A 24084-nucleotide genomic window follows, 5' to 3' on the forward strand; every position below is an offset into this window, starting at 1 on the left:
CCCACAGAGCCGTTTGTAACGACGGCCGGGAACATACAGAGAGGACCATCATGCGTACTGCACTGCGTATAGCGCTCGCCGCTTCGGCCGCGCTGCTGACATTGGGCGTTGCCCAAGCTCAGGAGAAAACTTTGAGGATCGGCACGGAGGGAGCCTATCCGCCGTTCAACAACCTGACTGCCGATGGCCAGCTCGTGGGCTTCGACATCGATATCGCCAAGGCGCTTTGCGACGAGATGAAGGTGAAGTGCAATTTCGTTGCGCAGGATTGGGACGGCATCATCCCGGCGCTTCAGGCCGGCAAGTTCGACGCCATCGTCGCCTCGATGTCGATCACGCCGGAGCGTGCCGAGAAGGTCGACTTCACCAACAAATACTACAACACGCCGCCGGCGATCGCCGCGCCCAAGGACAGCGACATCAAGGGCGTGACCAAGGAAGATCTCGCCGGCAAGACGATCGGCGTGCAGGCGTCCACCACCCACTTCAACTATTCAACCAAGGCTTATACCGACAGTACAATCAAGCCGTACCCGACCGCGCAGGAATATCAGCTCGATCTCGCCAATGGCCGCGTTGATGCGGTCAACGACGATATCACTGTTCTCGAAGGCTGGCTTGCCACGCCGGACGGCGCCTGCTGCAAGCTGATCGGTGCGATCACGCCCGACATCGAGATCCATGGTCCGGGCGCCGGTATCGCCGTACGCAAGGGCGAGACCGAGTTGGTCAATCAGTTCAATAAGGCGATCGACGCCATCCGCGCCAACGGAAAGTACAAGGAAATCAACGACAAGTACTTCAAGTACGACGTCTACGGCGGCGAGTCCTAATCCTTCCGGATTGACAGCGAACGGCGGGACATCCCCGCCGTTTGCAAGGAGCGGCGCGGGAGGGGTGACGCGCCGCTCTCAAAAAAAGCCATAGAGGAGAACAGGCAGGCGGATGCAAAGCGTTTGGACGCTGCTCAGTTGGGGACCCGAAGGCTGGCTCGACGACATCGCCTATGGTGTTTTCATCACCGTTTCGCTTGCAGCCGCGACCCTGCCTGTCGGTCTGATGATCGGCTTCCTGGTTGCACTGGCCAAGCAATCTGACGAACCGTCACTGCGGCTGGCCGGCAATATCTACACCACGATCTTTCGTGGATTGCCCGAGCTGCTGACCCTGTTCATGATCTTTTACGGCGCGCAAATCGGCATCCAGCAATTGATGCGCCTATATGACCCGACCGCTGCGGTCGAAGTGAACGCATTTGTTTCCGGCATGATCGCGCTCGGCGTCGTCTTCTCGTCCTATGCCAGCGAGGTCTTCCTCTCCGCGTTCCGCGCCATTCCGAAGGGACAGTATGAGGGCGGCTATTCGGTTGGCCTGTCAGCGGGGCAGACGATGCGACTGGTGGTGCTGCCGCAGCTTATCCGTATTGCCCTGCCGGGTCTTGCCAATCTGTGGCTTATCCTGCTCAAGGATACAGCGCTGGTATCCGCCATCGGTCTTGCCGACATATTGCGGCAGGCAGGCGTCGCCGCTCGCGTCACCAAGCATGCATTCCTGTTTTTTGGGGTCGCTGCTCTTATCTATCTGCTCCTCGCCGTCATCTCGTCCTTCGGCATCAATGCCATTGAACGCAGGGTTGGCCGACAACAGGTGCAACGATGAGTGCGGCAGCAGCCGACGTGGCGACCAAGGTCGAAAAACCGCCAGCAATCCCGCGCGGCTGGTCCCGGCAACGTGTATTGGGATATGCGTTGGTCGGTCTCTGGATCGTGCTCGGCATCGGCATGATTGTATACTTGGTCGAGGCGTGGAATTCCGAACTCTTCCAAAAATACGCTCCGGGCTACATCTCTGGCCTTGGCGTGACGCTCACGCTTGTCGCCGTGTCGATCGTGTTGGGAGCCGTCCTTTCAGTTCCTGTCGCCTACGCGCGGATGTCCAGGAACCGGATCCTGTCCAGCGTTGCCTACGCTTATGTCTACTTCTTTCGCGGCACTCCGCTTTTGACACAAGTCTTTCTTATCTACTATGGAGTGGGTTCGTTTCGACCGGCACTTGAAGCTGTCGGCCTGTGGGGCTTTTTTCGTGAAGCCTGGTACTGCGCCATTTTCTCGTTCACCCTCAATACAGCGGCCTATCAGGCTGAGATCCTGCGCGGCGCTATCGAGAGCGTCCCCAGAGGTCAGTGGGAAGGCGCTGCCTCGCTTGGCCTGCACAAACTGCAAACACTGCGCAAGATCATCCTGCCACAGGCGCTGATCGTGGCGCTGCGTCCCTATGGCAACGAGATAATCCTGATGATCAAAGGCTCCGCCATCGTGGCCCTCATCACCGTCTATGATCTGATGGGCATTACGAAGCTCACCTATTCGCGCACTTTCGACTTCCAGTCCTATATCTGGGCGGCGATCATCTATCTGATCATTGTCGAGATGCTCCGCCACGCGGTCGAGTGGATAGAACGGCGCATTACCATACATCTGCACCGCTGACTCCCATAGCTTTGCCTGATCCGCTAAGAAGGCCGGAAACAGGCTTCTAAGGGATTCGCAAACATGGCATCGGTGGCATTTCTCGGTCTTGGCGTCATGGGCTATCCAATGGCCGGACATCTCAGTAACAAGGGCGGCCACGACGTCACCGTCTATAACCGCACCAAGGCAAAGGCCGAGCAATGGGTTGCCCAGCATGGCGGCAGTGTTGCCAACACGCCGGCTGAGGCGGCCGACGGCAAGGACTTTGTCTTTTCCTGTGTTGGCAATGATGACGACCTGCGCGCGGTGACGATTGGAGCCGAGGGTGCGTTCCAGTCGATGAAGAAAGGAGCCATCTTCATCGACAACACCACGGCCTCGGCTGAAGTCGCGCGCGAACTGGCTGAGAAGGCGCAAGTGCGCGGTTTCTCGTTCCTCGACGCACCGGTCTCCGGCGGTCAGGCAGGCGCCGAAAACGGCGTGCTGACCGTCATGGTCGGCGGCGAACAGAAAGCCTTCGACAAAGCAAAGCCCGTCATCGATGCTTATGCCCGCATGGTCGGGCTGATGGGTCCGGCCGGCTCGGGCCAGCTCACCAAGATGATCAACCAGATCTGCATCGCCGGTCTTGTCCAAGGGCTGGCCGAGGGCATCCATTTCGGCAAGAAGGCCGGGCTCGACATCGAGAAAGTCATCGAGGTGATCTCCAAGGGAGCGGCCGGCTCATGGCAGATGGAGAACCGCCACAAGACGATGAATGCCGGCAAATATGATTTCGGCTTCGCCGTCGACTGGATGCGCAAGGATCTCGGCATCTGCCTGGCGGAGGCCGATCGCAATGGCGCCAAGCTGCCGGTGACGGCACTTGTCGACCAATTCTACAAGGATGTGCAGGGGATGGGCGGCAAACGCTGGGACACGTCCTCGCTGCTGGCGCGATTGGAAAAGTAGGTTTTGTCTTGGCCGAGCTGTCGCCCCAATCCAGCGCCGAGGAGATTCTCGCCCATCTGCGCTCGACCGGCTCGCAGGAGAACCGCCTTGGCATGCTGCGCTACGGCATCAAGATCGAACGTGCGCTCGGCATCTCGCATGGCGTGCAGCGGCAGATTGCCAAGAAAATCAAGCGCAACCATGAGCGTGCCTTCGAACTATGGGAGTCGCGCATTATGGAAGCGCAGTTCATCGCTTCAGTGACAGCCGACCCGAAGCGGTTCTCTGTCGCGGATGCAAGACAATGGGCGGCGACCTTCGACTCGTGGGATATCGTCGACGGCGTCTCCGATCTCTTTGTCGATACGGATTGCTGGAAGGAACTGATAGAAGAGTTCGCGGCCGACGAACGGGAATTCGTTCGACGCACGGCTTTTGCTATGATGGCCTGGTCGGTGGTCCACCGGAAGAATGAACCAGAGGCGACCTTCCTCGACTTCCTGCCGATCATCGAAGCGCACGCCGGCGATGGCCGTAACTTTGTGAAGAAGGCGGTGAACTGGGCGCTTCGCTCTATCGGCAAGCGATCGGTGAAATTGCACGGCGCTGCCCTTGCCCTGGCACAGAAGCTGGCCGGATCGACCGACAAGACGGCGCGCTGGATCGGCAAGGACGCTGCAAGGGAGCTTTCCGATGCCAAAACGCTCGAGCGGCTCGCCAGGAAAGGCTGACCGGAGGCAAATCCGCTTTACTGAGGTGACGCGATCCACGCGCGCCGATTTCGAGAACCTGTTCGAGCAGCCTGGCGCACCAAAATACTGCTGGTGCATGGCCTGGCGCCACCTTGAAAACCGCGAGCATGCGTCCAACGATGAGCGGAGACGGGCCATGATGGCGCTCATCGACGCCGGCACGCCGGTCGGTATCGTCGCCCATGCCGAAGGCAAGACCGTCGGCTGGTGCTCCGTGGCGCCACGCGAGACCTATCGCAAGCTGTCGCAGGCGCAGGACGACAGCGAGGCGGGCGTATGGTCGATCGTCTGCTTCTATGTGCCGAGGGCGTCGCGCGGCCGTGGACTGGCAAGCGCCCTGCTCGACGCGGCCATCGATCACGCCTTCGCCAAAGGCGCCAGGACCATCGAGGCCTATCCGGTCGGCCAGGCGTCGCCGAGTTACCGTTTCATGGGCTTTCGAGAGATGTTCGTGGCCCGCGGATTCCACGAGATCGGCATGGCCGGCTCGCGTCGGCATGTGGTGCGCTTGGAGCGTTGAGGATGCCAGACGCTACCGGCGTAGGTCGTGAACATCAAGTTCCGTCCACATCCACTCAAGACTGTAAACGGCCACAGGATGGGCGCGGTCAGGCTGCCTCGCGGTCTGGTTTTCCAAATATTTTAGCCACTCGGCGACCTTTTGCCGGCCAGTTTGGGTCTTGACGGCCTGACGCGGTGTCTTGCCCCCAAGCATTTGGACCGGCTGATCGAGGGTTCCCTATAGTGTTGATCCAGGTACTCGTGAATGACCTGTTCAGCGAGTTCCGACGGCATCTCCGATGAGGGCGTCCTGCCCTCCATGGCCGGCCGTTCGGCCATCATCTGCTGTATGGTGCGGATTTCGGTAAGAGGTGTTCGGACCAGATCGCCGAGGGCTCGCTGGATCAGGGCCGTCCCTTTTTCCGCCCGCTCGGCGGAATTGGCGGATAGACACAGGAAACCGCCTTTCAACTCGACATTGCCCAACACGCGCAAACCGTTGTCCATTGCCGTGTCCAGGGAAAGCGTGCCCGCCTCCTTGGGTTTGTCCTCGCCTTGCGGCATGTATTCCAACCAGTTCCAGAATTGTGCATTTTCCTGCGACATGCCCGCTATGCCGTTCAGCCGGGCGGCGATGTCCTTCTGCATCACGCCGGAGGCCAAGGGAAAGCGGACATCATGAAACATGAATTCGTCGCCCTCGGTATTTTGGAGCATCGGCATGTTCATCACCTTGTCTAGGGCGTCGAACACCCATACGAGCGTGAACATGAACGCCACCGCCCGCAGGTCTTCATCCCTCATGGCCGGCAGCTTTCTTGCGGTCCTTTTGCCGAACACGTCCAACAGACCATCGAGCAAGGAGTCGGTGGCCTCTCGGGTGAAAGGAAGAATGCCGCCGGTAAGGATATTCTTCCCGAGGACGGGCACGATTCTCGCCGCTATCTTGTCCCACTGCTTCAAGGTCTTGGTGGCGGTGCCCTCTTTGACTGCGATCGGCTCGCCACCGCGGAGAAGATCGCGCGCCATAAGCGATTGTCCCGGAACGACGTCGCTCACCTCATACAAGCTCATGACGGAGGTACGCAGCGCGCCCATATAGGCTCTCGTTTGCGCATTTTCCTTCCAGCCTCTGCGCTTGAGATACTCATCGACGATGTTGCTGGGTTCGCCCTCGAAATCCTGGGTCAGGAAATCCTCGAAGGCGCAGCCCCAAAGATTCATTACTCTGTCGTCACCGAGGACCTCGGCGAGTTCTTCGAATTCCATGTCCCCGTCGCCAAGGATCGGGCCGAAATGATCGTCGAACACTTCCGCGAAACATTCGCTCCATTCGTCACGGCTGAGGAATTTCATCAGCCCGTTGAGATCATGGCTGGTCGGCATTGAACTTCTCCAGGCTCAGGCGATATTCGAAGATGGGGTCTGTCTACTGGCGTCGCTTGGTCGGGTTATTCTGCGCCGCTGAGGCGACCGGGCAAGACGCTTTCGGCGATTTCCTCGCCTTTCTTCGGATCGAACTCCCCGAGCCGGTGCCGCCGCGCCCTTCACTGTGGGCGGCAGCCTCAACGACGGTTTGCCCCGGTTAACCCCACGGGCATGGCACTCGAAGTTGCATTCTGCGATAACAAGTGGATCACTCCGTTGCCGATACTTCACGACGGGTTTACCCGATCCAGCCACGGACTGGCGAAGGATGAAGCCAATGAGCGATCGTCTCAAATCAGGCTCGGCCTTAGCCGTGGCACTGGGCCTCTCCATTGCCACCGCTTCGGCCGAAACCGCGCGCATATTCTGGAAGGACCTGCGCCCGGCGACCCAGCCCGCAGCCGAAAGTGTCGGATTGCCGATGGTCGCGGCAAAAATGCCTGACCGTGGCGAGACGCTGTCTCTCAATTTGCGAGACAAGGCCGTCCAACTGGCGGGATACGCACTGCCGCTCGATCGGGACGGCGATCTCGTCTATCAGTTCCTGCTGGTGCCGTGGACAGGTGCGTGCAGCCACATGCCGACGCCGCCGCCCAATCAGATCGTCCTCGTCACGCCCGCCCGCCCCTATAGGATGTCGGAAGCCTATCAGCCGGTTTCTGTGACCGGCGTCCTAGAGCCGGGCATGGAGAAAAGTCAGCTCTTCATCCTCGACGGCGCCAGCGTCATCCAATCGGGCTACGCGGTGCGCAAGGCGGAGGTGGTGGATGTCGATGTGGTGCCGGACACCATCACCCAGCCGGCAAACTCGCCGTGGCGTTTTCTCAACAAAAAGAAGAATTAAGCAAAAAATTCTCAGGCAGCGTTGGCGCCCGATTCCTTGTCCAGAACCATGTAGTCCAGCGGCATTTCGGTGGTGTACTTGATCTGCTCCATGGCAAACGACGACGAGACGTCGCGGATCTCTATCTTGGCGATCAGCCGCTTGTAGAAGGCGTCGTAAGCAGCGATATCGGGCACTACCACGCGCAGGAGATAGTCGACGTCACCGCTCATGCGGTAGAACTCGACCACTTCCGGAAATTCCTGGATGACCTCCGAAAAGCGCCGCAGCCACTCATGGCTGTGCGAATTGGTGCGGATCGACACGAACACAGTGACGCGCACATTGACCTTTTCATGATCGAGGATGGCGACGCGCCGCTTGATCACGCCTTCCTCCTCGAGCTTTTGGATGCGGCGCCAGCAGGGCGTGGTCGACAGTCCGACTTTCTTGGCGACATCGGCGACCGCAAGCGTCGCGTCCTCCTGCAAGAGGCGGAGGATTTTTCTGTCAAGGCGGTCCATTTCGGTGCTCCCACGGGGATAGACTAGGAATAGATTGGCTATAGTCCTTCTTATTTAGGCCATTCACAAGAAAGAAATTCTGCCAGATGGCGCAAAAGCGAGTGATTTCTTGCTTACGCTTCAGCCGAGGCGATAGCGGATTTCCGATCTCAGAAACGGCAGCAAATCCATTTCAAACCACGGATTGCGCTTCAACCAGCCGGTGTTGCGCCACGACGGATGCGGTAGCGGCAGCACTTTCGGGTTGCTGGGCACATCCAAGATGGTGCGCCAATCCTTCACGGTCTCCGTCAGCGAGGACCGGCGCGCGGCGCCCATGTGCCAGGATTGTGCATAGCTGCCGATCGTCAGCACCAGGTCGATATGCGGCATCAGCGCCATCAGCGGCGCACGCCAGGCCGGTGCACATTCGCGGCGCGGCGGCAGGTCGCCGCCCTTGGCATCCTGGCCGGGAAAGCAAAAGCCCATCGGCACGATGGCGAATTTTGTCGTGTCGTAGAATTCTTCGCTGCTGACGCCCAGCCAGTTCCGCAACCGATCGCCGGAGGCGTCGGTGAACGGCATGCCTGACATATGCACCTTGGTGCCCGGTGCCTGGCTGGCAATCAGGATGCGGGCGCTCGACGACGGCCTGAGCACCGGGCGCGGCTCGTGCGGCAACGGGCGGCCGACCGGGTTTTCGACGCAGATACGGCAGGCGCGTACCCTCGCCGCGAAGTTTTCCAGCTCTTCGCTCATTCTCGGGAACTCATTCTCAGGCGGCAGCGCTCGGCCGGCTGGAGATCGCCTGATGCCAGCGCAGCACGTTGGCACAGTCTTCCGGCACCTTGATACGCGCCGGCTTCATGAAGTCGATGGCAATCAGCCCGGTGATGTCGGCGATCGAATAGGCATCGCCGGCGACGAATTCCCGGTTCGCCAACTCGTCGTCGAGGAGTTTCAGGAATCCGACGGCTTTCGGCTTGTTGGCCTCGCCCCATTCGGGGATTTGTGGGATCTCCCATTCCTTCATCGCCGGATGGATGTGCCGGAACGCGGCAGTGACGCAACTAAGCAAGTTAAGCTCCATGCGTCTTTGCCACATCTCGACCAGCGCTTTGCCGAGCGCGCCGCGGCCGAACAAAGCCGGTTCCGGATGCAGTTCCTCAAAATAGCGGCAGATGGCGACGGATTCGGTGATGACGGTGCCGTCGTCGAGTTCGAGCACCGGCAGGCGCTGCAGCGGGTTGCGCGAACTGACCGGCTGCTTTCTGTGCTCCAGCGCGCCCATGTCGACGGGCACCAGAGGAATTTGAAGCCCCTTTTCGGCAAGGAAGACGCGAACCCGCCGTGGATTGGGCGCCCGGCCGCCGTCGAAGAGTTTCATTCCATTCCTCCTATCGGATCGGCCCAAAACCGGAATCGATTTCCGGAAAGTACGTGCGAATCAAGAATCCCAGCGCATGCCTTGTGCGTCCTAATGGACGCCACGTCGCTGATCAGGTCTGTTGCAACAACTATAGGGTTGACCATCACCGGAAGCGAAAAATTTCTCGCAAGGCATCGCCAATCGAAGCCAAAGTGCCGTGCTTCCTTTCGGTCACTTCGTGATCGTGGCTCTCGCGCCAATCGTGCGGCTCGTCGAAAGTGCCGGCCCAGATGCCGGCCTTGCCGGAGCGGGCAGCGGCTTCTTCGGTTTCGAAATCGCCATAGGCAACCGCCCAGCCGGCCTCGACCTGGGCGCGGTTAAGATCCTTGCCGCCGGCGTTGCAGTCGCCGAGCAGCCGGCCGTAGCGATCGCGCTGCCAGCCGGTGCAGGAGACGGGTTTGCCTGATATCAGACGCACCAGCGACTGCCGCGCCAGCTTGCCGCAGGGATAGCCGGCGCCGCCCTTGCGGCAGACCTGCGAATATTCGGGCGCGTCAATGCCGCGCATACGGATGCGCTCGATACCGAGCGTGATCGTATCGCCGTCATTGACGACGGCGGCACCCTCGGTCTTGCGGGTCTCGATCCGATCAAGCCGCGCCGCCAGAAGGATCAGCAGACCGAGGACAAGCACGGCCAGTGCGTAGTCCACCAGCCGGCGCCAAAGGCTTCGCGGCCGCGGCGGGACGTATCGCTGTCGCGGTCGCCGCGACCACGATCGGCTCATATGGCAAACCGTTGGTTAATCATTCGAACGTAGCTTAACAATTTGAAACCGCTGCCCGCATAAATTGAAGTCTCCATGCCCTCGCAACGCTCGACCACAGCGGACAAGTTTATTGTGGACCGCCGGAAACCCCATCGCAACAGCGATGTGGCGCGCGCGGTGCGCAAGACGCGCGACCGTCTTTCGCAGCAGGCCGGAAATCCTGATTTCGACCGCGAGCTGTTGAAACTCCACGCCGGTGCGATGATAGGCGGCGCGATCATAGTTCCGCTTCTCGTCCTGGCGACCGCCGCGACCGGTCTGTTTGCTGGCGTCGGTAAGGAAATTGGCGTCTGGGCCCTTTTTACACTCATCTGCTACACGATCGTCGTGTTCATGGCGAGGCGCGTCGACCGAACGGAAGCTGCCGAACTCAACCCGCTGCAAACGCACGGTGAATTCCTGATAGGCCATTTCCTTTGCGGCCTGGGCTGGGCCTGGTTCGCCTGGCTCGGTTGCGATGCTTGCCAGGTCGACCAGTTTCAGCTGATCAAGGCGGTGGTGCTGCTGCTTGCCATGGCGGCGACCGCGATTACGGCGTCATCGCTGCGCGGTGCGTTGCTGGCGACCTTCGCCGTTCCGGTGGCCGCCTATGCCTATACCGGCGCCAGGCAGTGGATGCCGGTCGAACTGATCATGGCCGGGTTGCTGATCGTCTCGCTTCCCTTCTTCGCCTATGTGGCGCGCCAGCTCAACCGCTCGTCCTTGATGTTGCTCTCGTTCCGCTCCGAAAAGGATGCGCTGATCGCCGAATTGGACACCGCGAAATCGATGTCGGACGAAGCGCGGCGACGGGCGGAGGACGCCAACCTGGCAAAGTCGCGGTTTTTGGCCTCGATGAGCCACGAATTGCGGACGCCGCTCAACGCCATTCTCGGTTTCTCCGAGGTGATGGCGAACGAGGTGCTCGGCCCGATGAGCAACCCGACCTATCGCGACTATGCTCGTGACGTGCATGACTCTGGCCAGCATCTGCTCGACCTGATCAACGAAATCCTCGACCTGTCGCGCATCGAAGCCGGCCGATACCAGCTCAATGAAGAGCCGATGATGCTGCTATCCGTCGTCGAGGATTGCTGTCACATGATGGAGCTGAAGGCGCGCAACAAGGATATCCGGATCGTCCAGGATTTCGAAAACGCGTTGCCGCGCCTGTTCGCCGACGAACGCGCGGTGCGACAGATCGCGCTCAATCTTTTGTCGAACGCCATCAAGTTCACCGGAACTGGCGGCGAGATCCGCGTGCGCGTCGGCTGGACGGCGGGCGGCGGCCAATACCTCTCCGTCAAGGACAACGGGCCTGGCATACCGGAAGACGAGATTCCGGTCGTGCTGTCCGCCTTCGGCCAGGGCTCGATCGCCATCAAGAGCGCCGAACAAGGCACCGGGCTTGGCCTGCCGATCGTCCAGAGCCTGCTCGCCATGCATGGCGGCGAGTTCGAACTCCATTCCAAACTGCGCGAAGGCACCGAGGCGATCGCCATCTTCCCGTTGAGCCGGGTTATGGAGGAATTGCCGGCGCTGCCGACCAAAGCCGTTGCTGCGCGCCGGCGATAGACGCTTAATGCATGTCGCGCAAAAGTGTGCAGCGGTTTTGCGATAACGACATGCGAAAAACAACCTAAAGCGCGTCGCATGAGGCGGGTCGAACGCGACGCGCTTTAATGAACCGCCGCCGCCATGCCCGAGCTGGTGAGCGCAGCGGCTTTGACCAGGCCCGCCGCAAGTGCCGCCCCTGCCCCCTCGCCGTGGCTCACGCCGAGATCAAGCAGCGGGCGCAAGCCGAGCCGCTCGGCGGCCCGAGCATGCGCAGGCTCTGGCGACAGACTGGCAAGCAGGCAGTGGTCGAGCGCGGCGGGGTTGGCGGCATGCAGCGTCGCGGCGGCGGCAGTCGCAACTAGCCCATCGAGCAGGACGGGAATCTTCTGCATCCGGGCGGCGAGGATGGCGCCGGCGATCGCCGCGAATTCACGGCCGCCAACCCGGCGCAACGCTTCCAGCGGATTCCTGAGACTTGTGCCGTGGAAGGCTAGCGCGGCATCGACCACTTCCGCCTTGCGCGCCCGCATCGATGCATCGGCGCCCGATCCGGATCCGACCCAATCGGCGCCCTTGCCACCAAACAGTGCGGCAAACAAAGTCGCTGCAACGGTGGAATTGCCGACGCCGAGGTCGCCAAGGCAAAGCAGATCGGTGCCGCCGGCGATCGCCTCCATGCCGAAGGCCATGGTGGCGGCACAGCCGCGCTCGTCAAGTGCTGCGTCCTCGGTGATGTCGGCGGTCGGAATGTGGAGCGCTAGATCGAACACTTTCAGCCCGAGATCATTGGCGATGCAGATCTGGTTGACCGCCGCACCCCCGGCCGCGCAAAGCTCGACGGCGTTCGCCGTGGCAGCGACAGGCCGTGGCGAAATGCCGTGCCGAGCGACGCCGTGATTACCGGCGAAGATCGCCACCAGGGGCCGGTTCACTGCCGGCGGCGCACGGCCGCTCCAGGCAGCGAGCCACGCGGCGATGCCCTCGATGCGGCCGAGCGAACCTGTGGGTTTGTCGGCCTTGGCAAACAGCGCACGGACGCGGGCTTCGGCCGCCGTATCGGCCGGCGGCAGGGTCGCCAGAAGATTGCGAAAATCGTCGAAGGGCAGCGCGCTGGTCATGTCGTTGGTGATCGTTTCCAGAGTTGGTGAGCGGCATAGCCGCCTTGCTCGGCCGGCACAACTGCCTGCATTGACGCGAAAGCGGTTGTCGGCGGCGCATTCCGGAGGGCTTGCATTGGCCTTGCCGTTGCACCATGTGGAGACGAGACAAGGGATTCCTGACGGAACCCTGAGAGAATATCATGACGGCCATCGAATCCCCATGCATCCTGGTCTGTTCGATCGACATGAAAACCGGCTTCTGCTTCGGTTGCGGCCGCACGCGCGAGGAAATCGGCGCCTGGATCGAGATGACCCCTGAAATCCGCCGCAGCGTCATGGCCGAGCTGCCGGCCCGGCTGGAAACGGTTGAACGCAGACCGCGCCGGGAAACCCGCCGCACCCGCCTCGCGCGCGAACGCGACGCTCTCTCGTGAGCCACATATGAACCGATCTTTCTGGGTTTTGATGATCCTGATCGGGGTAGGTGTGGCCCTGCTCATGCTCAACGATTCCGCCGGCAGCACATTCGGCGTCGACAATTACGATTTCGGCCGGCTGATCTGGCTTGGCGCTTTGGTCGCGCTCATCGGCGCCGGCCTGCTCAGATCAGGCAGACCCTTGGGCGCGATGGCCCGCAATCTGGGCACCTGGGCCGTCATCGTGCTCGCACTGATCGCCGGCTACCAATACCGTTATGAATTGCAGGATTTCGCCAGCCGGGTAACGGCCGGCCTTGTTCCCGGCAGTCCGCTGGCATTGGGCCTTGAAGACGGCCATGCCACGGTGACCCTGGACAAGGCCGGCAATGGCCATTTCGAAGCGCGCATCATGGTCAACGGCACGCCGGTCCGAGCCGTGGTCGATACCGGCGCAACCAGCACCGTGCTGACCGCGCAGGACGCGCAAGCGGCCGGATTCAATCCAGCCGCTCTCAATTTCACCATACCGGTTTCCACCGCCAACGGCATGGCACGCGCCGCCGCCGTGAGAACCGACGAATTGGCGATCGGCGGGATCGTACGCAAGGACATGCCGGTCATGATCGCCGCGCCCGGCATGCTCGGCCAGAGCCTGCTCGGCATGAATTTCATCGGCTCACTGTCCGGTTTCGACGTGCGCGGCGACCGCATGATCTTGCGCGATTGAACAGTCGGGCTGCTTCGGCGCCGCTCAATGAGCGTTGAGCATCTCGACCGCTTGATCAAACCGGCCGTCCCGCTCCGCCCAGCGCAGGAAGCCCACGCGCTCCACCAGGATCTCCTTGGGCGTCGGCTCCCGGCTGAACAACGCCATCGTCTCGTCAATGAACGCATCGAGCGGCATATACTCGTCGCGCGTCGACTGGCCGGGCGTGAGTTCCGTGCGAACCGCGGGCGGCGCAAGCTCGATCACTTCGACCTCGCCCCTGAGTTGCTCGCGCAACGACACCGTATAGGAATGGATCGCCGCCTTGCTGGCATTGTAGGTCGGCGTGCCACTCAGCGGCACGAAGGCCAGGCCTGACGAGACATTGACGATCACGGCATTTTGCCGGGCCGCCAGATGGTCGATCAGCGCGTTGGTGAGGCGGATCGGTCCGAACAGGTTGGTGACGATCGTCTTCTCCGCGTCGCGCAGATCGCGGGTCCTGGTGAGATCCTCGCGGCGCATGACGCCGGCATTGTTGATGAGCACGTTGAGCGCCGGGTGCTCGGCGACTACGTGCTTGGTAAATGCCATAATTGCTTCCGGATCTTCGACATTGCCGACCATCGCGTGCATGCCTTCACGCCCGGCGATCGTCTGCTCGAGCGCCTCCTTGCGCCGTCCCGCGACGATCACAGTGTTTCCAAGCGCATTGAAGCGCAGCGCCAGTTCCCGCCCGATTCCGGACCCTCCGCCGGTGATCAGGATCGTATTTCCGGTCATTTTCATCGTTCTGTGCTCCATCAATTCCAGCCAATCGGGGTCAAACGATCCCGCCGTTTGCGAATACCGTCTGCCCGTTGATCCAGGCACCGTCCCGCTGCAGAGCGCCGCGATTGCGTCGGCAATGTCGGTAGGCTCGCCGATGCGCTGATGTGGCGTGCGCGCGGCGAAGTCGGCGATCTGCTCCGGCGTCTTCCTGTCAGTAAACAGGACGGTGTTGACGACGCCCGGCGCCATCGCGGTCACGGAGATCATGCGCCCGCGAAGTGCCATGGCGACATCGCCAGCACGGGCTCGTCTCGGTGACACGTTCTGTCCAGACATATAGATCCCCTTCCTTGTCGAGCGGGCGTGTTCGGTTGGGACATTTCCTACAGGGCGATGCGGTCGACAGCTTGCCAACGCATGCGCAAAACTTGCTCGATCCTGCAGCCCACGTGATGTTTGTCCGCCCGCATGCTAGGATCGCCAGCATCGCGCCGCTGCAGGAGACATTGCATGGACGTCCTCAAACATGCCGTTCACACCTATGCCGCCCGCCATGCCAACCGGGACGGCCTGGCGCTGACGCCAGTGCCGGGCCTGCGGATGATGTGCGTTGAGTCACCACCTGGCGACTTTCACTCGGTCTATCGGCCGCTGGTTTGTCTGGTTCTGCAGGGTGCCAAGCTCATGACCGTGGGCAGGGAGCAGCAAGTTTTCTCCGCCGGGCAATCCGTGATCGTGAGCGCGGACATGCCGGTCGTCGGACGGATCGTGCAGGCAAGCCGGCGCGAGCCCTATTTGGCCGTCGCGGTCGAACTCGAGATGACGCTCCTGCGCGAGATGGCAGCGCAGTTGGGCAGCGTGCGTGCGCAGCGCCCGTCAGAGACACGCACCTTGTTCGCTGAGGACACCAATGCCGCGATTCTGGATTGCGCAGCGCGGCTGATGCGCTTGCTGGACCGACCGGATGCTACGTCGCTCCTGCGCCCCGGCATTATGCACGAACTGCATTATTGGCTCCTCTCCGGTCAGCACGGCGCGGCCCTGCGGTCGCTTGCGGATCCCGACAGTCACGCGACCCGTCTCGCGGCGGCCATCGCGATTCTTAGAACCGAATATCGATCGCGTATTCCCGTCGAGCGCTTGGCGGCGGCAGCGGCGATGAGCCTCACCGCCTTCCACAAGCACTTCAAGCACATGACGTCGCTGACGCCGGGACAGTATCAGAAGCGGCTTCGCCTAATCGAAGCACGCCGCCTTATGCTCGATGAAGGCTTTTCGGCAACCAGCGCTGGGTTCGAGGTGGGCTACGAGAGCATCTCGCAATTCACCCACGAATATCGCCGCACATTCCAGGCGCCGCCGAAGCGCGATGCGCTGCGCACTCGATCCATGTCGCACGCGATCAAAGAAGAAATGCAGGACGCCGAGCGGGCGAGCGCTGCTTAGCTTGACCGACGGTCCTCTGGTTTGCTGAACAGACCGCGGAAGACACGCAAGCGACCGCATGATCTTGCGCGATTGGACAGTCAGGCTGCTTCGGCGTCCGTCCCGCTAAAATCGACTGCGGCGAAAGCTGCCTTCAGCACATCGGGTCCGGCGTCCGGCCTTGTCGCATCGGTCGAAAGGATTTGCCGGTAACGGCGCGCACCGGGCACACCGTGGAACAGGCCGACCATGTGACGGGTGACATGGCCAAGCCGCCCGCCCCGCTCGATATGGCGTGCCGCATAATCCGCCATGGCATCGATCAGCGCGGCAAAATCGAACGTTTTGGGTTTGTCGCCGTAAAACGCCGCGTCGACGCCTGCCAGAATGCCCGGCGTATGATAAGCGGCGCGGCCGAGCATGGCGCCGTCGACATGATCAATGTGGTCGAGCGCCTCTTCAAGGGATTGAATGCCGCCGTTGATGCCGATGAATTTGTTTGGATTTTTGGCCTTCAGCCGATACACCCTATTGTAGTCGAGCGGCGGGATGTCGCGGTTTTCCCTAGGGCTCAGCCCTTCCAGCCACGCCTTGCGGGCATGCACCCACAGCGCGTCTGCGCCGGCCGCGAAAACCCCGTCCGCCAGCGCATCGAGCGCCGGCTCAGGATCCTGCTCGTCGACGCCGATGCGGCATTTGACGGTGACGGGGATGCCGACAGAGGCTTTCATCGCCGTGACGCAATCGGCGACCAGAACCGGTGCTTTCATCAGGCAGGCGCCGAACGTACCCGACTGGACGCGGTCGGATGGGCAGCCGACATTGAGGTTGATCTCGTCATAGCCGAAGGCCTCGCCGATGCGGGCCGCCTCGGCAAGCTTCTGCGGATCGGAGCCGCCGAGCTGCAACGCGACCGGATGTTCCGTACCATCGAAGCCGAGCAAGCGCTCGCGCTCGCCGTGGATGACCGCGTCGGCGACGACCATCTCGGTGTAGAGCAATGCCCGGCGCGTCAACTGGCGATGGAGGAACCGGCAATGCCGGTCCGTCCAATCCATCATAGGTGCAATGGCAAATTTAATTGCATTATCAATCACTTACACATTCTTTCTAACTTATAACTTATCAGGCGGATCGACATTGCTGACTTTTATGATATGTGGCGCATTTGGCCGAATTTTCAAAGGTAAACCGAGATGTCGCCAAACACTGCTTTCCTACTCATGGCGCAATATAGTTGCAAAGTCATCATTCCGCTTGAAGATGTCCGGCGCGACTTCTTCTCCCAGTTGACACTACAGAAGATGCTTAGGAAGCTCGGCTCAGTCGACATCGCTCTACCAGTCGTACGGATCGAGAATAGTCAGAAATGTGCTAAAGACATCCATCTGCAGGACTTGGCCGGCTATATCGACAAGCGGCAAGCAGCTGCAGCCCGGGAATGCAGCCCGTTGCACGGCTTTTGTCCCTATCCAGTCCGGTAGAGTTTTCCTCCCCCATCGCTGGTCGGCTGTGCCATTGCCGGCACTGCGAGGCGGCGTTGGAGGCGCTTGATCGATCGTGGCAGATGATCGATTGCATGCCTTCAATCTGGGGCCGTCTGTAGTATTCAATCCATCATCGGCTCGCCGAGCGTATGCATCAAGCGGTTCGCCCAGCCGAAGATGGCAGCGGACAGGACCAAGTCGAGACACTCCAGCTCATTGAGCCCGACGTCGGCAAGCGCCTGCGCGTCGGCGACGGTCGCCTCGGGCGGCGTGGTCGACAGGCGTGCCGAGAAGTCGAAGATTGCCTGGAGGTGCTCGTCGAGCGTTGCCTCAAGACCATCGGCGAAGACAGCCTCGATGACGTCCGTGCGCTTCGTCAGGTGGTTGAACCGCGAGGCGTGCACCGCGGCGCAGTATACGCAGCGGTTGACGACGGAAGCGGCGACGGCGCCCAGCTCGCGCTCGCTGCCCGCCAGGCCGTCGCGCCCGTACATGATCAGATTAAATAGGGGCGAGCGGACCGCGAGCGACTCTGGGTCATGCGCAAGCGTGAGCACATAGGGGGAGATGCCCTTGCTGGACGGCGTCACCTGCATCGCCGCACGCTGCTCGTCGGTAGCAGTCGCGAGATCGACTGGAACCACATAGGGTTGCCAGCGCGGTATCGTGGTGGTGAAAGTGTGGACGACCTCGCTCAACGCATTCCTCCGATCAGCGTGATACCCGCAATGACGCGCACCTGGTAGTTGACGAAGGCCGCGAGCTCCGAGAGCCGGACTATATCAGCGTCGGCTACGCCAACCTCGCGCAACGCGTCCACATGGGCGCGCGTGGCCTCGCGTGGCGCGAGCGTGAGCCGATCGGCGTGACGGACTATCTCCGCGGTACGCCGGTCCGTCACGTTCGTGCCGGGGTTGACGAGCGAGGCTGTCGTCGGTTCGTCGGCGCGGGCGACCAGGGTGTCGTAGTGGCTTGCGAGCGCCGGGGTGCGATTGAGGCGCGCCATCCGGGCGGCGAGCGCGGCCCTGAGGCCATGAGACAGGCCGCCGGGTTCGCGCGGCAGTAGCACGGCATCGTGGGCCGCTTCGCTGAGGCGCAAAATCTCCGAACGTTTCTCCATGGCTTCCGCAAGTGCGGAACCCGGCCCTGCGGGGGCAAGGTTTTCGATGAGTCTCAAAGCAAGCCCCTCGGTACGTCAGCAGGCATGCGATCTAGGTAGGCGCGACGGGCCACTATGTCAAATAAGAATGATATCTGGCCTTCAATGCAGAAAATTTATCTATTACCCATCGTCAATTGGGAAATATCATGCTTTAATGACATGACAGAGAGTGGTTGATGTCCAGTATGCATTCTAACTCTTTCGATATCCGACAACTTGAAGCGTTCGCAGCCGTGATGTCCGCCGGTAGCGTGACCGGAGCGGCACGGCTGCTTGGCCGATCTCAGCCGGCGGTCACTCGGCTTATCCAGGATCTAGAATCCGATATCGGCTATGCGCTGCTGCATCGAAGCGGACCGCGAATCAGCCCGACCGCGCGCGGTCTACTCTTCCACGCCGAGGTAGAGCGCCATCTCGCCAGCCTAGCCCACATCCGCGAACGGGCAAACGCTATCGGTCTCGATGAGCCGGCTTCGCTGACGATCGCGGCCACGCCTTCACTTGCGGCCGGCGTTCTACCCCAGGCGATCGCGGCCGTCGCGCCAGACCTGCTTCCGCGTCATCTTCATGTGCAGGCGCTGGCGGCCGAGAACGTGGTGCAGGCCGTGCTTGCCCGTTCGGCGGACTTCGGGATCGCAAGCCTTCCGCTGGAACACCCCGGCCTTGAAGTCCACTGGGTCGCCGACGCCCCATGCGTCGTCGCTCTCGCCGTGAGCGATCGGCTTGCCGGAAACGACGTGGTGCGCCTTGCCGATCTCGCGGACCGCCGCATCATCACCCTGGCGAACCCCTACCGCTTGCGGCACCGCGTCGACGAGGCACTCGAACGTGCAGGCGTCACGCCGCAGCGGATCATCGACGTCAACGCCTCGATGACGGCCCTCACGATGGCCCGCGCTGGACTGGGGGTCGCGATCGTCGAGCCGGCGACCGTCTGCGGCGTTCCGCTCGAGGGTATCATAATGCGCGTGCTTGACCACACGATCCCCTTCCTGTTCGGCGCAATTTCACCTGCCGCACTGCCGATGACGCCGACCGTCGCCGCCGTGATCGATGCGGCGCGCACGGTTGCCTTGGCGATGCCTGGCTGCCGCCTGCACGACTCGTCCGGCGACGACGCATTGGCCGACACCGTCTACGGGCAAACTTTGCTATCCGAGGAAGCGCCATCGTGAGCGACATGTCAGCGTTTCCGAGCAGTCTCGACGCTCTTGAGGCGCGCCTGCAGCAGGACCTCGCTTGGCTGGAACTGCCGGCCAAGGCCTGGGTTCCGACCCGCGTCGTCGACGGACAACGTGTAATCGATGTGGTGATCATCGGCGCCGGCATGGCTGGGCTTGTCGCCTCAGCCATGCTGAAGCGGCTCGGTGTCGCCAACCACATCGTCCTCGACAAGGCACCCGCCGGTCGAGAGGGTCCATGGGTCACCTTCGCACGGATGCGAACTCTTCGCTCCCCGAAGCAACTGACAGGGCCTGCGATGGGGCTGCCGGCGCTGACGTTCCGCGCCTACTACGAAGCCTTGCATGGGCGCGACGCCTGGGTGGCGCTCGACAGGGCGCCGCGCGAGACGTGGATGGACTACCTGGTATGGTACCGCCGTGTGCTCGACCTCCCGGTGCGCAACGCGACAACTGTCGACGCTATCCTCCCGCGCCCGGACGACATGCTCGACATCGTATGCCGTCAGGACGGCCACACCAAAACGATGATCGCCCGCCACGTGGTGCTCGCGACGGGCCGCGACGGCCTGGGCGGCCCCTTCGTTCCTCCCATCGCCGACGACATCGAGCGCAAGTACTGGGCTCACACCGCCGACGTTATCGATTTCGCGTCGCTACGCGGCAAGCGGATCGGCGTCGTAGGAGCCGGCGCTTCTGCGATGGATAACGCCGCCACCGCTCTCGAGGCCGGGGCGGCTCGGCTCGACATGTTCGTGCGCCGCACAGACTTGCCACAGATCAACAAGTTCACCGGCATCGGCAGCCAGGGCGTGGTGCACGGTTTCGCAGGCTTACCCGACGAATGGAAGTGGAGCTTTCTCGACTACGCCATGCGGGCACAGACGCCGCCACCCCGCCCCAGCGTTCTGCGCGTCAGCGCGTTCCCGCAGGCTCATCTACACTTGGGAAGCCCAATTACCGGGCTGGAGCAGGACGGCGATCACCTCGTGGTGACGACGCCGAAAGGCAGATATCCAGTCGACTTCCTGGTCTTCGGCACGGGCTTCAAGATCGATCTGACAAGCAGGCCGGAATTCGCTGCCGTCGCACCCTACATCCGCCTGTGGCGTGACCGCTTCCCCGTACCGGCTGACATGCCGAACGGCGAACTCGAAGCCTCGCCCGATCTTGGAAACGCGTTTGAATTCCTCGAAACAGAGCCGGGTGCCTGCCCGGCGCTCTCCCGGATACACTGCTTCAACTTCCCAGCTACGCTGAGCCACGGCAAACTCACGGGTGACATTCCTGCCATCAGCGAAGGCGCCGACCGGCTAGCGCGTGGCATCGTCAGGGCGCTCTTCGTCGCCGACCGCGAGCGCCATTTCGCCGATCTGCAAGCCTTCCACACGCTCGAACTCCTCGGAGACGAATGGGCAGATGACGAAACCGCGACGGACGAGGCGAGCGATTGCCTGACGCTTCCCGAACCATCTCCCGAAAGGACACCGACCAGAAATGCTTGAGCTCAAAGATTTAAAGCTGTCCTACGGAAGCACGCAGGTTCTGAACGGCGTCGATCTCTCTGTGAAGCGCGGGGACGTGGTGTCGATCATCGGCCCCAGCGGCACCGGCAAGACCACGCTGCTGAAGTGTATCAACTACCTGGTAAAGCCGGCGTCCGGCACTATCGCGTTCGATAAGCTCAAGATGGACTACCAGCGCCCGGACAACACGGCGATACAGGCGATCCGGCTCCGGACGGCCATGGTCTTCCAGCAGTTCAACGTCTTCAAGAACATGACGGTCATTCAGAACGTGATGGATCCGCTGGTGGTCGTGCAGCGCAAGTCAAAGGACGAGGCGCGGGCGATCGCCCTGAAGGAGCTCAATCGGGTAGGCCTCTCCGACAAGTTGGACAGCTACCCGTCCCAGCTCTCCGGTGGCCAGCTCCAGCGGACCGGCATCGCGCGGGCGCTCGCGATCAAACCAGACGTGATGCTCTTCGACGAACCCACGTCGTCGCTCGATCCCGAACTCGTTGGCGAAGTTCTTAGGGTAATCAAGGACGTCACGTCATCGGGGATCACCTCGCTGCTCGTCACCCACGAGATGCAGTTCGCAAAGAACATCTCGAACCGCATCGTCTTCATGGATCGGGGCGTCGTCGCCGCCGACGGCAGCCCGACCGAGATCTTCGACGCGCCGTCGAATCCACGCCTTGCCCAATTCCTCAATTCCGAGCTTACAATCCAGTAGAGAAAGGATGCCTGACATGCCTTCTATTAAGTCAACTTCCCGCCTTACTTTCGCCCTCGCCGTAGCCGGCGTCGCATTCGCCCTCGCAACGGCTGGCGTATCCCACGCCCAGGATGTGCGCACCATCAAGATCGCGACGGCAGCCGAATCCAAGCCGCTGTCCTGGGGTGCGATCGGCGTCGAGCCGCAGGGCTACGAGCCCGACGTCCTCAAGGCCATCAACGCGAAGCTGCCCCAGTACAAGTTCGAGATGGAAGGCGCAGCCGACATCGCTCAGGAGACCGGACTTGTCACTGGCAAGTACGACATCGCAACCGGCGGCTACTACCGTGCGCCCGCTCGCGAAAAGCAGTTTCTCATTCCGGAGAGCCCGATTGGCGCCAGCTTGATCAAGATCTATAGCCGCAAGGACAGCGGCATCAACGAGATGAAGGATCTCGTCGGAAAGAAGATCGTGCCCGTCACGGCCGGCGGCGGCATCTACAAGTTCGCTACCCAGTGGCGGGAACAGAACCCAGACTACCAGATCGAAATCACCGCATCGAGCGCGGGCATCCCGTACCCGGATCGCCTGAAGGAGGTCCAGAACGGGAAGTACGACGCGCTGGTTCTGCCGTCCAACCTTGGCGAGCAGACGGTCATCGACCAGCAGAAGCTCGACATCAAGGCGAGCGAGCCCGTCGCTATCAACAACACCTTCGTCCTGATCCACCGCTCTGAGGAGAACAAGGCCCTCTCCGAAGACATCGATAAGGCGCTGAAGGAACTCAAGGCCGACGGCACGCTTGCGAAGTTCTCGCAGAAATGGTTCGGCGAGGACATCACCACGCATATGAAGTAACGCCCGGCTGAGACACCGGCGATCAGGCCCAAGACTGAAAGAAGGAGTGTTCCACTGTGGACCTTTCCATAATGATCTCCGAGCTGCTCAAGGCATTGCCGCTGACACTCGCGATCACATTCACGGCCATGATCGTCGGCTTCTGCCTAGCGCTGATCGGGACCACATTCCGGGTGCGCAGAATACCGGGGATCAGTCACCTGGCCGACCTCTACGTATCCTATGCCCGGAGCGTCCCAGTCGTCCTCCAGTTGTTCGTCGCCTTCTACGGACTTCCCTTGATAGTCGACCTGTTCGAGGTCGAGGATTTCGTCTCGCCCACCGTGGCTGCGATGTTGGGGCTCAGCCTCTACCACGGAGGTTATCTGTCTGAGGTCATGCGGCCGGCATACCTGGCCGTCGATCGCGGCCAGCATGACGCCGCGGACAGTCTCGGATACACGGTCCGTCAAAAGATCCTTCGCGTCGTCGGGCCGCAGGCGGTGCACATCGCGTTGCCCGGCTACGGCAACTCCATCATCTACCTGATCCACAACGTTGCGCTGGTCATGTACATCGGGGCGGCGGACGTGATGGCAACCGCGCATCTGGTCATGGAGAGGGACTACAACCAGTACCAGTTCGAAACCTATCTCGTGCTGGCAGTGATCTATGCGCTGCTGTGCCTCGTGGCATGGCTCGTCGTCCGCTTCTTCGAAATGCGGAATTCGAAGTTCAAGCCAACGGCCACGCCGGCCAAGGATACCATGATGGCAAGCGTCTGATCGAAGAGGAGGTTATCACATGTTCGATTCCGAAGTTCTTCTTCCCGATCTCTGGGACATCCTTGGCGCGGTTCCTGTGACGCTCGCCATGGCGCTTGCGATCTTCGTCCTCTCTACGATCGTAGGCAGCCTGTTTGCGATGGTCGAATATCGGCGGGTACCAGTGCTGCGGGAACTCGTCGTGGCCTACAAGGTCGCCTTCAAGGGGGTCCCGATGGTGATCGTGATCTTCCTCGCCTACTACGGCCTTCCCCCCGCACTCCAGTTCCTGGTCTCGCTTGTTGGAATAGAATTCAACGGTCACTTGACGCCTAACTGGATCACGCTCATCGTTGCGTTGACTGCTTGCGTCGCCGCTTTCCAGGCGGAAGTCGTGAAGGGCGCCCTCAACTCCTTTGACACCGGTCAGGCGGACGCGGCCCACTCGTTGGGCTACAAACGCAGCCAATTGTTCCGGCGGGTCATGCTTCCCCAGGTGATCGTAGCCGCAATCCCGGACCTCGCCAACTCGTTCATGGTGATCATGAAGGCGCTTTCTCTCGGATTCGCTATCGAGGTCGTTGACATCTTTGCGCAGTCCCAGTTGACCGCCGCGCTGAATTTCTACTACCTCGAAGCCTTCTTGATCGCTGTCGTCATCTACATGGTGATCGCCTATATCGTCACAAATGGCGCCGATCGGGTGGAAGCAGCCCTTAGGGCGCGAACCTAAGGGCGACCTCGCGGTAGTTTTCGGAGGTTCTGGGCGGCGGCTGCGAGGCGGAGGCTGCGCCGCCGCCGCATCTCCTGCGGTTTCGCCGCCTAGGACGACTGATTGTTGCGGGGGCCCATGGCAAGGGCCGCACCTC

The 24084-nt window shown here is 61.5% G+C and carries 29 protein-coding genes and 1 pseudogene; 19 read left to right on the forward strand and 11 right to left on the reverse strand.

The window, feature by feature from the left end; all coding sequences use genetic code 11:
- The first annotated feature begins 50 nt into the window (after nt 1-50).
- The 6 genes from AC0L3I_RS09145 to AC0L3I_RS09170 all read left to right on the forward strand — a co-directional run bounded on the left by AC0L3I_RS09145 (nt 51) and on the right by AC0L3I_RS09170 (nt 4673).
- Nucleotides 51-833, forward strand: a complete 783-nt coding sequence (locus tag AC0L3I_RS09145; RefSeq protein ID WP_473526695.1) for an ABC transporter substrate-binding protein — start codon at nt 51-53, stop codon at nt 831-833.
- Between the two features lie 112 nt (nt 834-945).
- A complete protein-coding gene (locus AC0L3I_RS09150; protein WP_473526696.1) occupies nt 946-1659 on the forward strand; it encodes an ABC transporter permease in 714 nt (237 codons plus the stop codon).
- Nucleotides 1656-2489 (forward strand): ABC transporter permease, encoded by an 834-nt coding sequence (locus tag AC0L3I_RS09155; RefSeq protein WP_473487373.1) that lies wholly within the window; start codon nt 1656-1658, stop codon nt 2487-2489. Before AC0L3I_RS09150 ends, AC0L3I_RS09155 begins: the two co-directional genes overlap by 4 nt.
- 63 nt (nt 2490-2552) lie before the next feature.
- Nucleotides 2553-3422 carry an NAD(P)-dependent oxidoreductase gene (locus tag AC0L3I_RS09160; protein WP_473526697.1) on the forward strand — a complete coding sequence of 290 codons (870 nt, stop codon included), beginning with the start codon at nt 2553-2555 and terminating at the stop codon, nt 3420-3422.
- An 8-nt stretch (nt 3423-3430) separates the two neighbouring features.
- On the forward strand, nt 3431-4132 hold the full coding sequence (locus tag AC0L3I_RS09165; protein WP_473526698.1) for a DNA alkylation repair protein: 702 nt from the start codon (nt 3431-3433) through the stop codon (nt 4130-4132).
- Nucleotides 4133-4229: 97 nt separating this feature from the next.
- Nucleotides 4230-4673: a GNAT family N-acetyltransferase gene (locus AC0L3I_RS09170; protein WP_280178894.1), complete on the forward strand. Its 444-nt coding sequence runs from the start codon at nt 4230-4232 to the stop codon at nt 4671-4673.
- A 122-nt stretch (nt 4674-4795) separates the two neighbouring features.
- On the opposite strand, the gene AC0L3I_RS09175 is transcribed toward AC0L3I_RS09170, so the two are convergent.
- A complete protein-coding gene (locus tag AC0L3I_RS09175) occupies nt 4796-5878 on the reverse strand; it encodes a DUF7986 domain-containing protein (protein WP_473526809.1) in 1083 nt (360 codons plus the stop codon).
- Between AC0L3I_RS09175 and AC0L3I_RS09180 the strand changes: the two genes are divergently transcribed.
- Nucleotides 5765-6043, forward strand: a complete 279-nt coding sequence (locus AC0L3I_RS09180) for a hypothetical protein (protein ID WP_473526814.1) — start codon at nt 5765-5767, stop codon at nt 6041-6043. The two genes, AC0L3I_RS09175 and AC0L3I_RS09180, sit on opposite strands and share 114 nt — an antisense overlap.
- A 316-nt stretch (nt 6044-6359) precedes the next feature.
- Entirely contained in the window at nt 6360-6926 is a 567-nt protein-coding gene (locus AC0L3I_RS09185) for a DUF3299 domain-containing protein (protein ID WP_473526699.1), read from the forward strand.
- A gap of 11 nt (nt 6927-6937) precedes the next feature.
- Here AC0L3I_RS09185 and AC0L3I_RS09190 read toward each other — a convergent pair whose 3' ends face one another.
- The 4 genes from AC0L3I_RS09190 to AC0L3I_RS09205 all read right to left on the reverse strand — a co-directional run bounded on the left by AC0L3I_RS09190 (nt 6938) and on the right by AC0L3I_RS09205 (nt 9564).
- The gene (locus tag AC0L3I_RS09190) at nt 6938-7429 is read right to left on the reverse strand and encodes an Lrp/AsnC family transcriptional regulator (RefSeq protein WP_006333679.1); all 492 of its coding nucleotides are present in this window, start codon (nt 7427-7429) and stop codon (nt 6938-6940) included.
- 120 nt (nt 7430-7549) lie between these two features.
- Nucleotides 7550-8167: a uracil-DNA glycosylase family protein gene (locus AC0L3I_RS09195; RefSeq protein WP_473526700.1), complete on the reverse strand. Its 618-nt coding sequence runs from the start codon at nt 8165-8167 to the stop codon at nt 7550-7552.
- Nucleotides 8168-8183: 16 nt separating this feature from the next.
- Nucleotides 8184-8795 carry a glutathione S-transferase gene (locus AC0L3I_RS09200; RefSeq protein ID WP_473526701.1) on the reverse strand — a complete coding sequence of 204 codons (612 nt, stop codon included), beginning with the start codon at nt 8793-8795 and terminating at the stop codon, nt 8184-8186.
- Nucleotides 8796-8940: 145 nt separating this feature from the next.
- Nucleotides 8941-9564, reverse strand: a complete 624-nt coding sequence (locus AC0L3I_RS09205) for a thermonuclease family protein (protein ID WP_473526702.1) — start codon at nt 9562-9564, stop codon at nt 8941-8943.
- 75 nt (nt 9565-9639) lie between these two features.
- Between AC0L3I_RS09205 and AC0L3I_RS09210 the strand changes: the two genes are divergently transcribed.
- On the forward strand, nt 9640-11160 hold the full coding sequence (locus AC0L3I_RS09210; protein ID WP_473526703.1) for a sensor histidine kinase: 1521 nt from the start codon (nt 9640-9642) through the stop codon (nt 11158-11160).
- A 104-nt stretch (nt 11161-11264) separates the two neighbouring features.
- On the opposite strand, the gene AC0L3I_RS09215 is transcribed toward AC0L3I_RS09210, so the two are convergent.
- Nucleotides 11265-12260 carry a nicotinate-nucleotide--dimethylbenzimidazole phosphoribosyltransferase gene (locus AC0L3I_RS09215; protein WP_473526704.1) on the reverse strand — a complete coding sequence of 332 codons (996 nt, stop codon included), beginning with the start codon at nt 12258-12260 and terminating at the stop codon, nt 11265-11267.
- Nucleotides 12261-12442: 182 nt separating this feature from the next.
- Between AC0L3I_RS09215 and AC0L3I_RS09220 the strand changes: the two genes are divergently transcribed.
- Nucleotides 12443-12676 (forward strand): DUF1289 domain-containing protein, encoded by a 234-nt coding sequence (locus AC0L3I_RS09220; protein ID WP_095492971.1) that lies wholly within the window; start codon nt 12443-12445, stop codon nt 12674-12676.
- Nucleotides 12677-12683: 7 nt separating this feature from the next.
- A complete protein-coding gene (locus tag AC0L3I_RS09225) occupies nt 12684-13388 on the forward strand; it encodes a TIGR02281 family clan AA aspartic protease (RefSeq protein WP_473526705.1) in 705 nt (234 codons plus the stop codon).
- A gap of 24 nt (nt 13389-13412) precedes the next feature.
- On the opposite strand, the gene AC0L3I_RS09230 is transcribed toward AC0L3I_RS09225, so the two are convergent.
- Both AC0L3I_RS09230 and AC0L3I_RS09235 read right to left on the reverse strand, forming a co-directional pair.
- Nucleotides 13413-14156 (reverse strand): SDR family oxidoreductase, encoded by a 744-nt coding sequence (locus AC0L3I_RS09230; protein ID WP_473526810.1) that lies wholly within the window; start codon nt 14154-14156, stop codon nt 13413-13415.
- Between the two features lie 72 nt (nt 14157-14228).
- Nucleotides 14229-14474: pseudogene (locus tag AC0L3I_RS09235) on the reverse strand (SDR family oxidoreductase); the annotation flags it as partial.
- A 174-nt stretch (nt 14475-14648) separates the two neighbouring features.
- Between AC0L3I_RS09235 and AC0L3I_RS09240 the strand changes: the two are divergent.
- Entirely contained in the window at nt 14649-15584 is a 936-nt protein-coding gene (locus AC0L3I_RS09240; protein ID WP_473526706.1) for an AraC family transcriptional regulator, read from the forward strand.
- An 80-nt stretch (nt 15585-15664) separates the two neighbouring features.
- On the opposite strand, the gene dusA is transcribed toward AC0L3I_RS09240, so the two are convergent.
- Entirely contained in the window at nt 15665-16660 is a 996-nt protein-coding gene (gene dusA, locus AC0L3I_RS09245; protein ID WP_473526707.1) for a tRNA dihydrouridine(20/20a) synthase DusA, read from the reverse strand.
- A gap of 99 nt (nt 16661-16759) precedes the next feature.
- On the opposite strand from dusA, the gene AC0L3I_RS09250 reads away from it, so the two are divergent.
- On the forward strand, nt 16760-17047 hold the full coding sequence (locus tag AC0L3I_RS09250) for a pyocin activator PrtN family protein (protein ID WP_473526708.1): 288 nt from the start codon (nt 16760-16762) through the stop codon (nt 17045-17047).
- Nucleotides 17048-17172: 125 nt separating this feature from the next.
- On the opposite strand, the gene AC0L3I_RS09255 is transcribed toward AC0L3I_RS09250, so the two are convergent.
- Nucleotides 17173-17748 (reverse strand): peroxidase-related enzyme, encoded by a 576-nt coding sequence (locus AC0L3I_RS09255; RefSeq protein ID WP_123151311.1) that lies wholly within the window; start codon nt 17746-17748, stop codon nt 17173-17175.
- Nucleotides 17745-18227, reverse strand: a complete 483-nt coding sequence (locus tag AC0L3I_RS09260) for a CMD domain-containing protein (RefSeq protein WP_473526709.1) — start codon at nt 18225-18227, stop codon at nt 17745-17747. Before AC0L3I_RS09260 ends, AC0L3I_RS09255 begins: the two co-directional genes overlap by 4 nt.
- Before the next feature lie 161 nt (nt 18228-18388).
- On the opposite strand from AC0L3I_RS09260, the gene AC0L3I_RS09265 reads away from it, so the two are divergent.
- From AC0L3I_RS09265 to AC0L3I_RS09290, 6 genes are read left to right on the forward strand one after another with little or no spacing between them, the layout of a single operon-like run.
- Nucleotides 18389-19387, forward strand: a complete 999-nt coding sequence (locus tag AC0L3I_RS09265) for a LysR family transcriptional regulator (RefSeq protein WP_123151309.1) — start codon at nt 18389-18391, stop codon at nt 19385-19387.
- Nucleotides 19384-20898 carry an NAD(P)-binding domain-containing protein gene (locus AC0L3I_RS09270; protein ID WP_473526710.1) on the forward strand — a complete coding sequence of 505 codons (1515 nt, stop codon included), beginning with the start codon at nt 19384-19386 and terminating at the stop codon, nt 20896-20898. Before AC0L3I_RS09265 ends, AC0L3I_RS09270 begins: the two co-directional genes overlap by 4 nt.
- On the forward strand, nt 20891-21631 hold the full coding sequence (locus AC0L3I_RS09275; protein ID WP_192363894.1) for an amino acid ABC transporter ATP-binding protein: 741 nt from the start codon (nt 20891-20893) through the stop codon (nt 21629-21631). Before AC0L3I_RS09270 ends, AC0L3I_RS09275 begins: the two co-directional genes overlap by 8 nt.
- A gap of 16 nt (nt 21632-21647) precedes the next feature.
- Nucleotides 21648-22472 carry an amino acid ABC transporter substrate-binding protein gene (locus tag AC0L3I_RS09280; RefSeq protein WP_473526711.1) on the forward strand — a complete coding sequence of 275 codons (825 nt, stop codon included), beginning with the start codon at nt 21648-21650 and terminating at the stop codon, nt 22470-22472.
- A gap of 56 nt (nt 22473-22528) precedes the next feature.
- Nucleotides 22529-23236: an amino acid ABC transporter permease gene (locus AC0L3I_RS09285; protein ID WP_473526712.1), complete on the forward strand. Its 708-nt coding sequence runs from the start codon at nt 22529-22531 to the stop codon at nt 23234-23236.
- A 19-nt stretch (nt 23237-23255) separates the two neighbouring features.
- Nucleotides 23256-23948, forward strand: coding sequence for an amino acid ABC transporter permease (locus AC0L3I_RS09290; RefSeq protein WP_473526713.1), 693 nt, complete (start codon nt 23256-23258; stop codon nt 23946-23948).
- Nucleotides 23949-24084: the final 136 nt, after the last annotated feature.

It is taken from the genome of Mesorhizobium sp. WSM4840 (genome assembly GCF_055811755.1).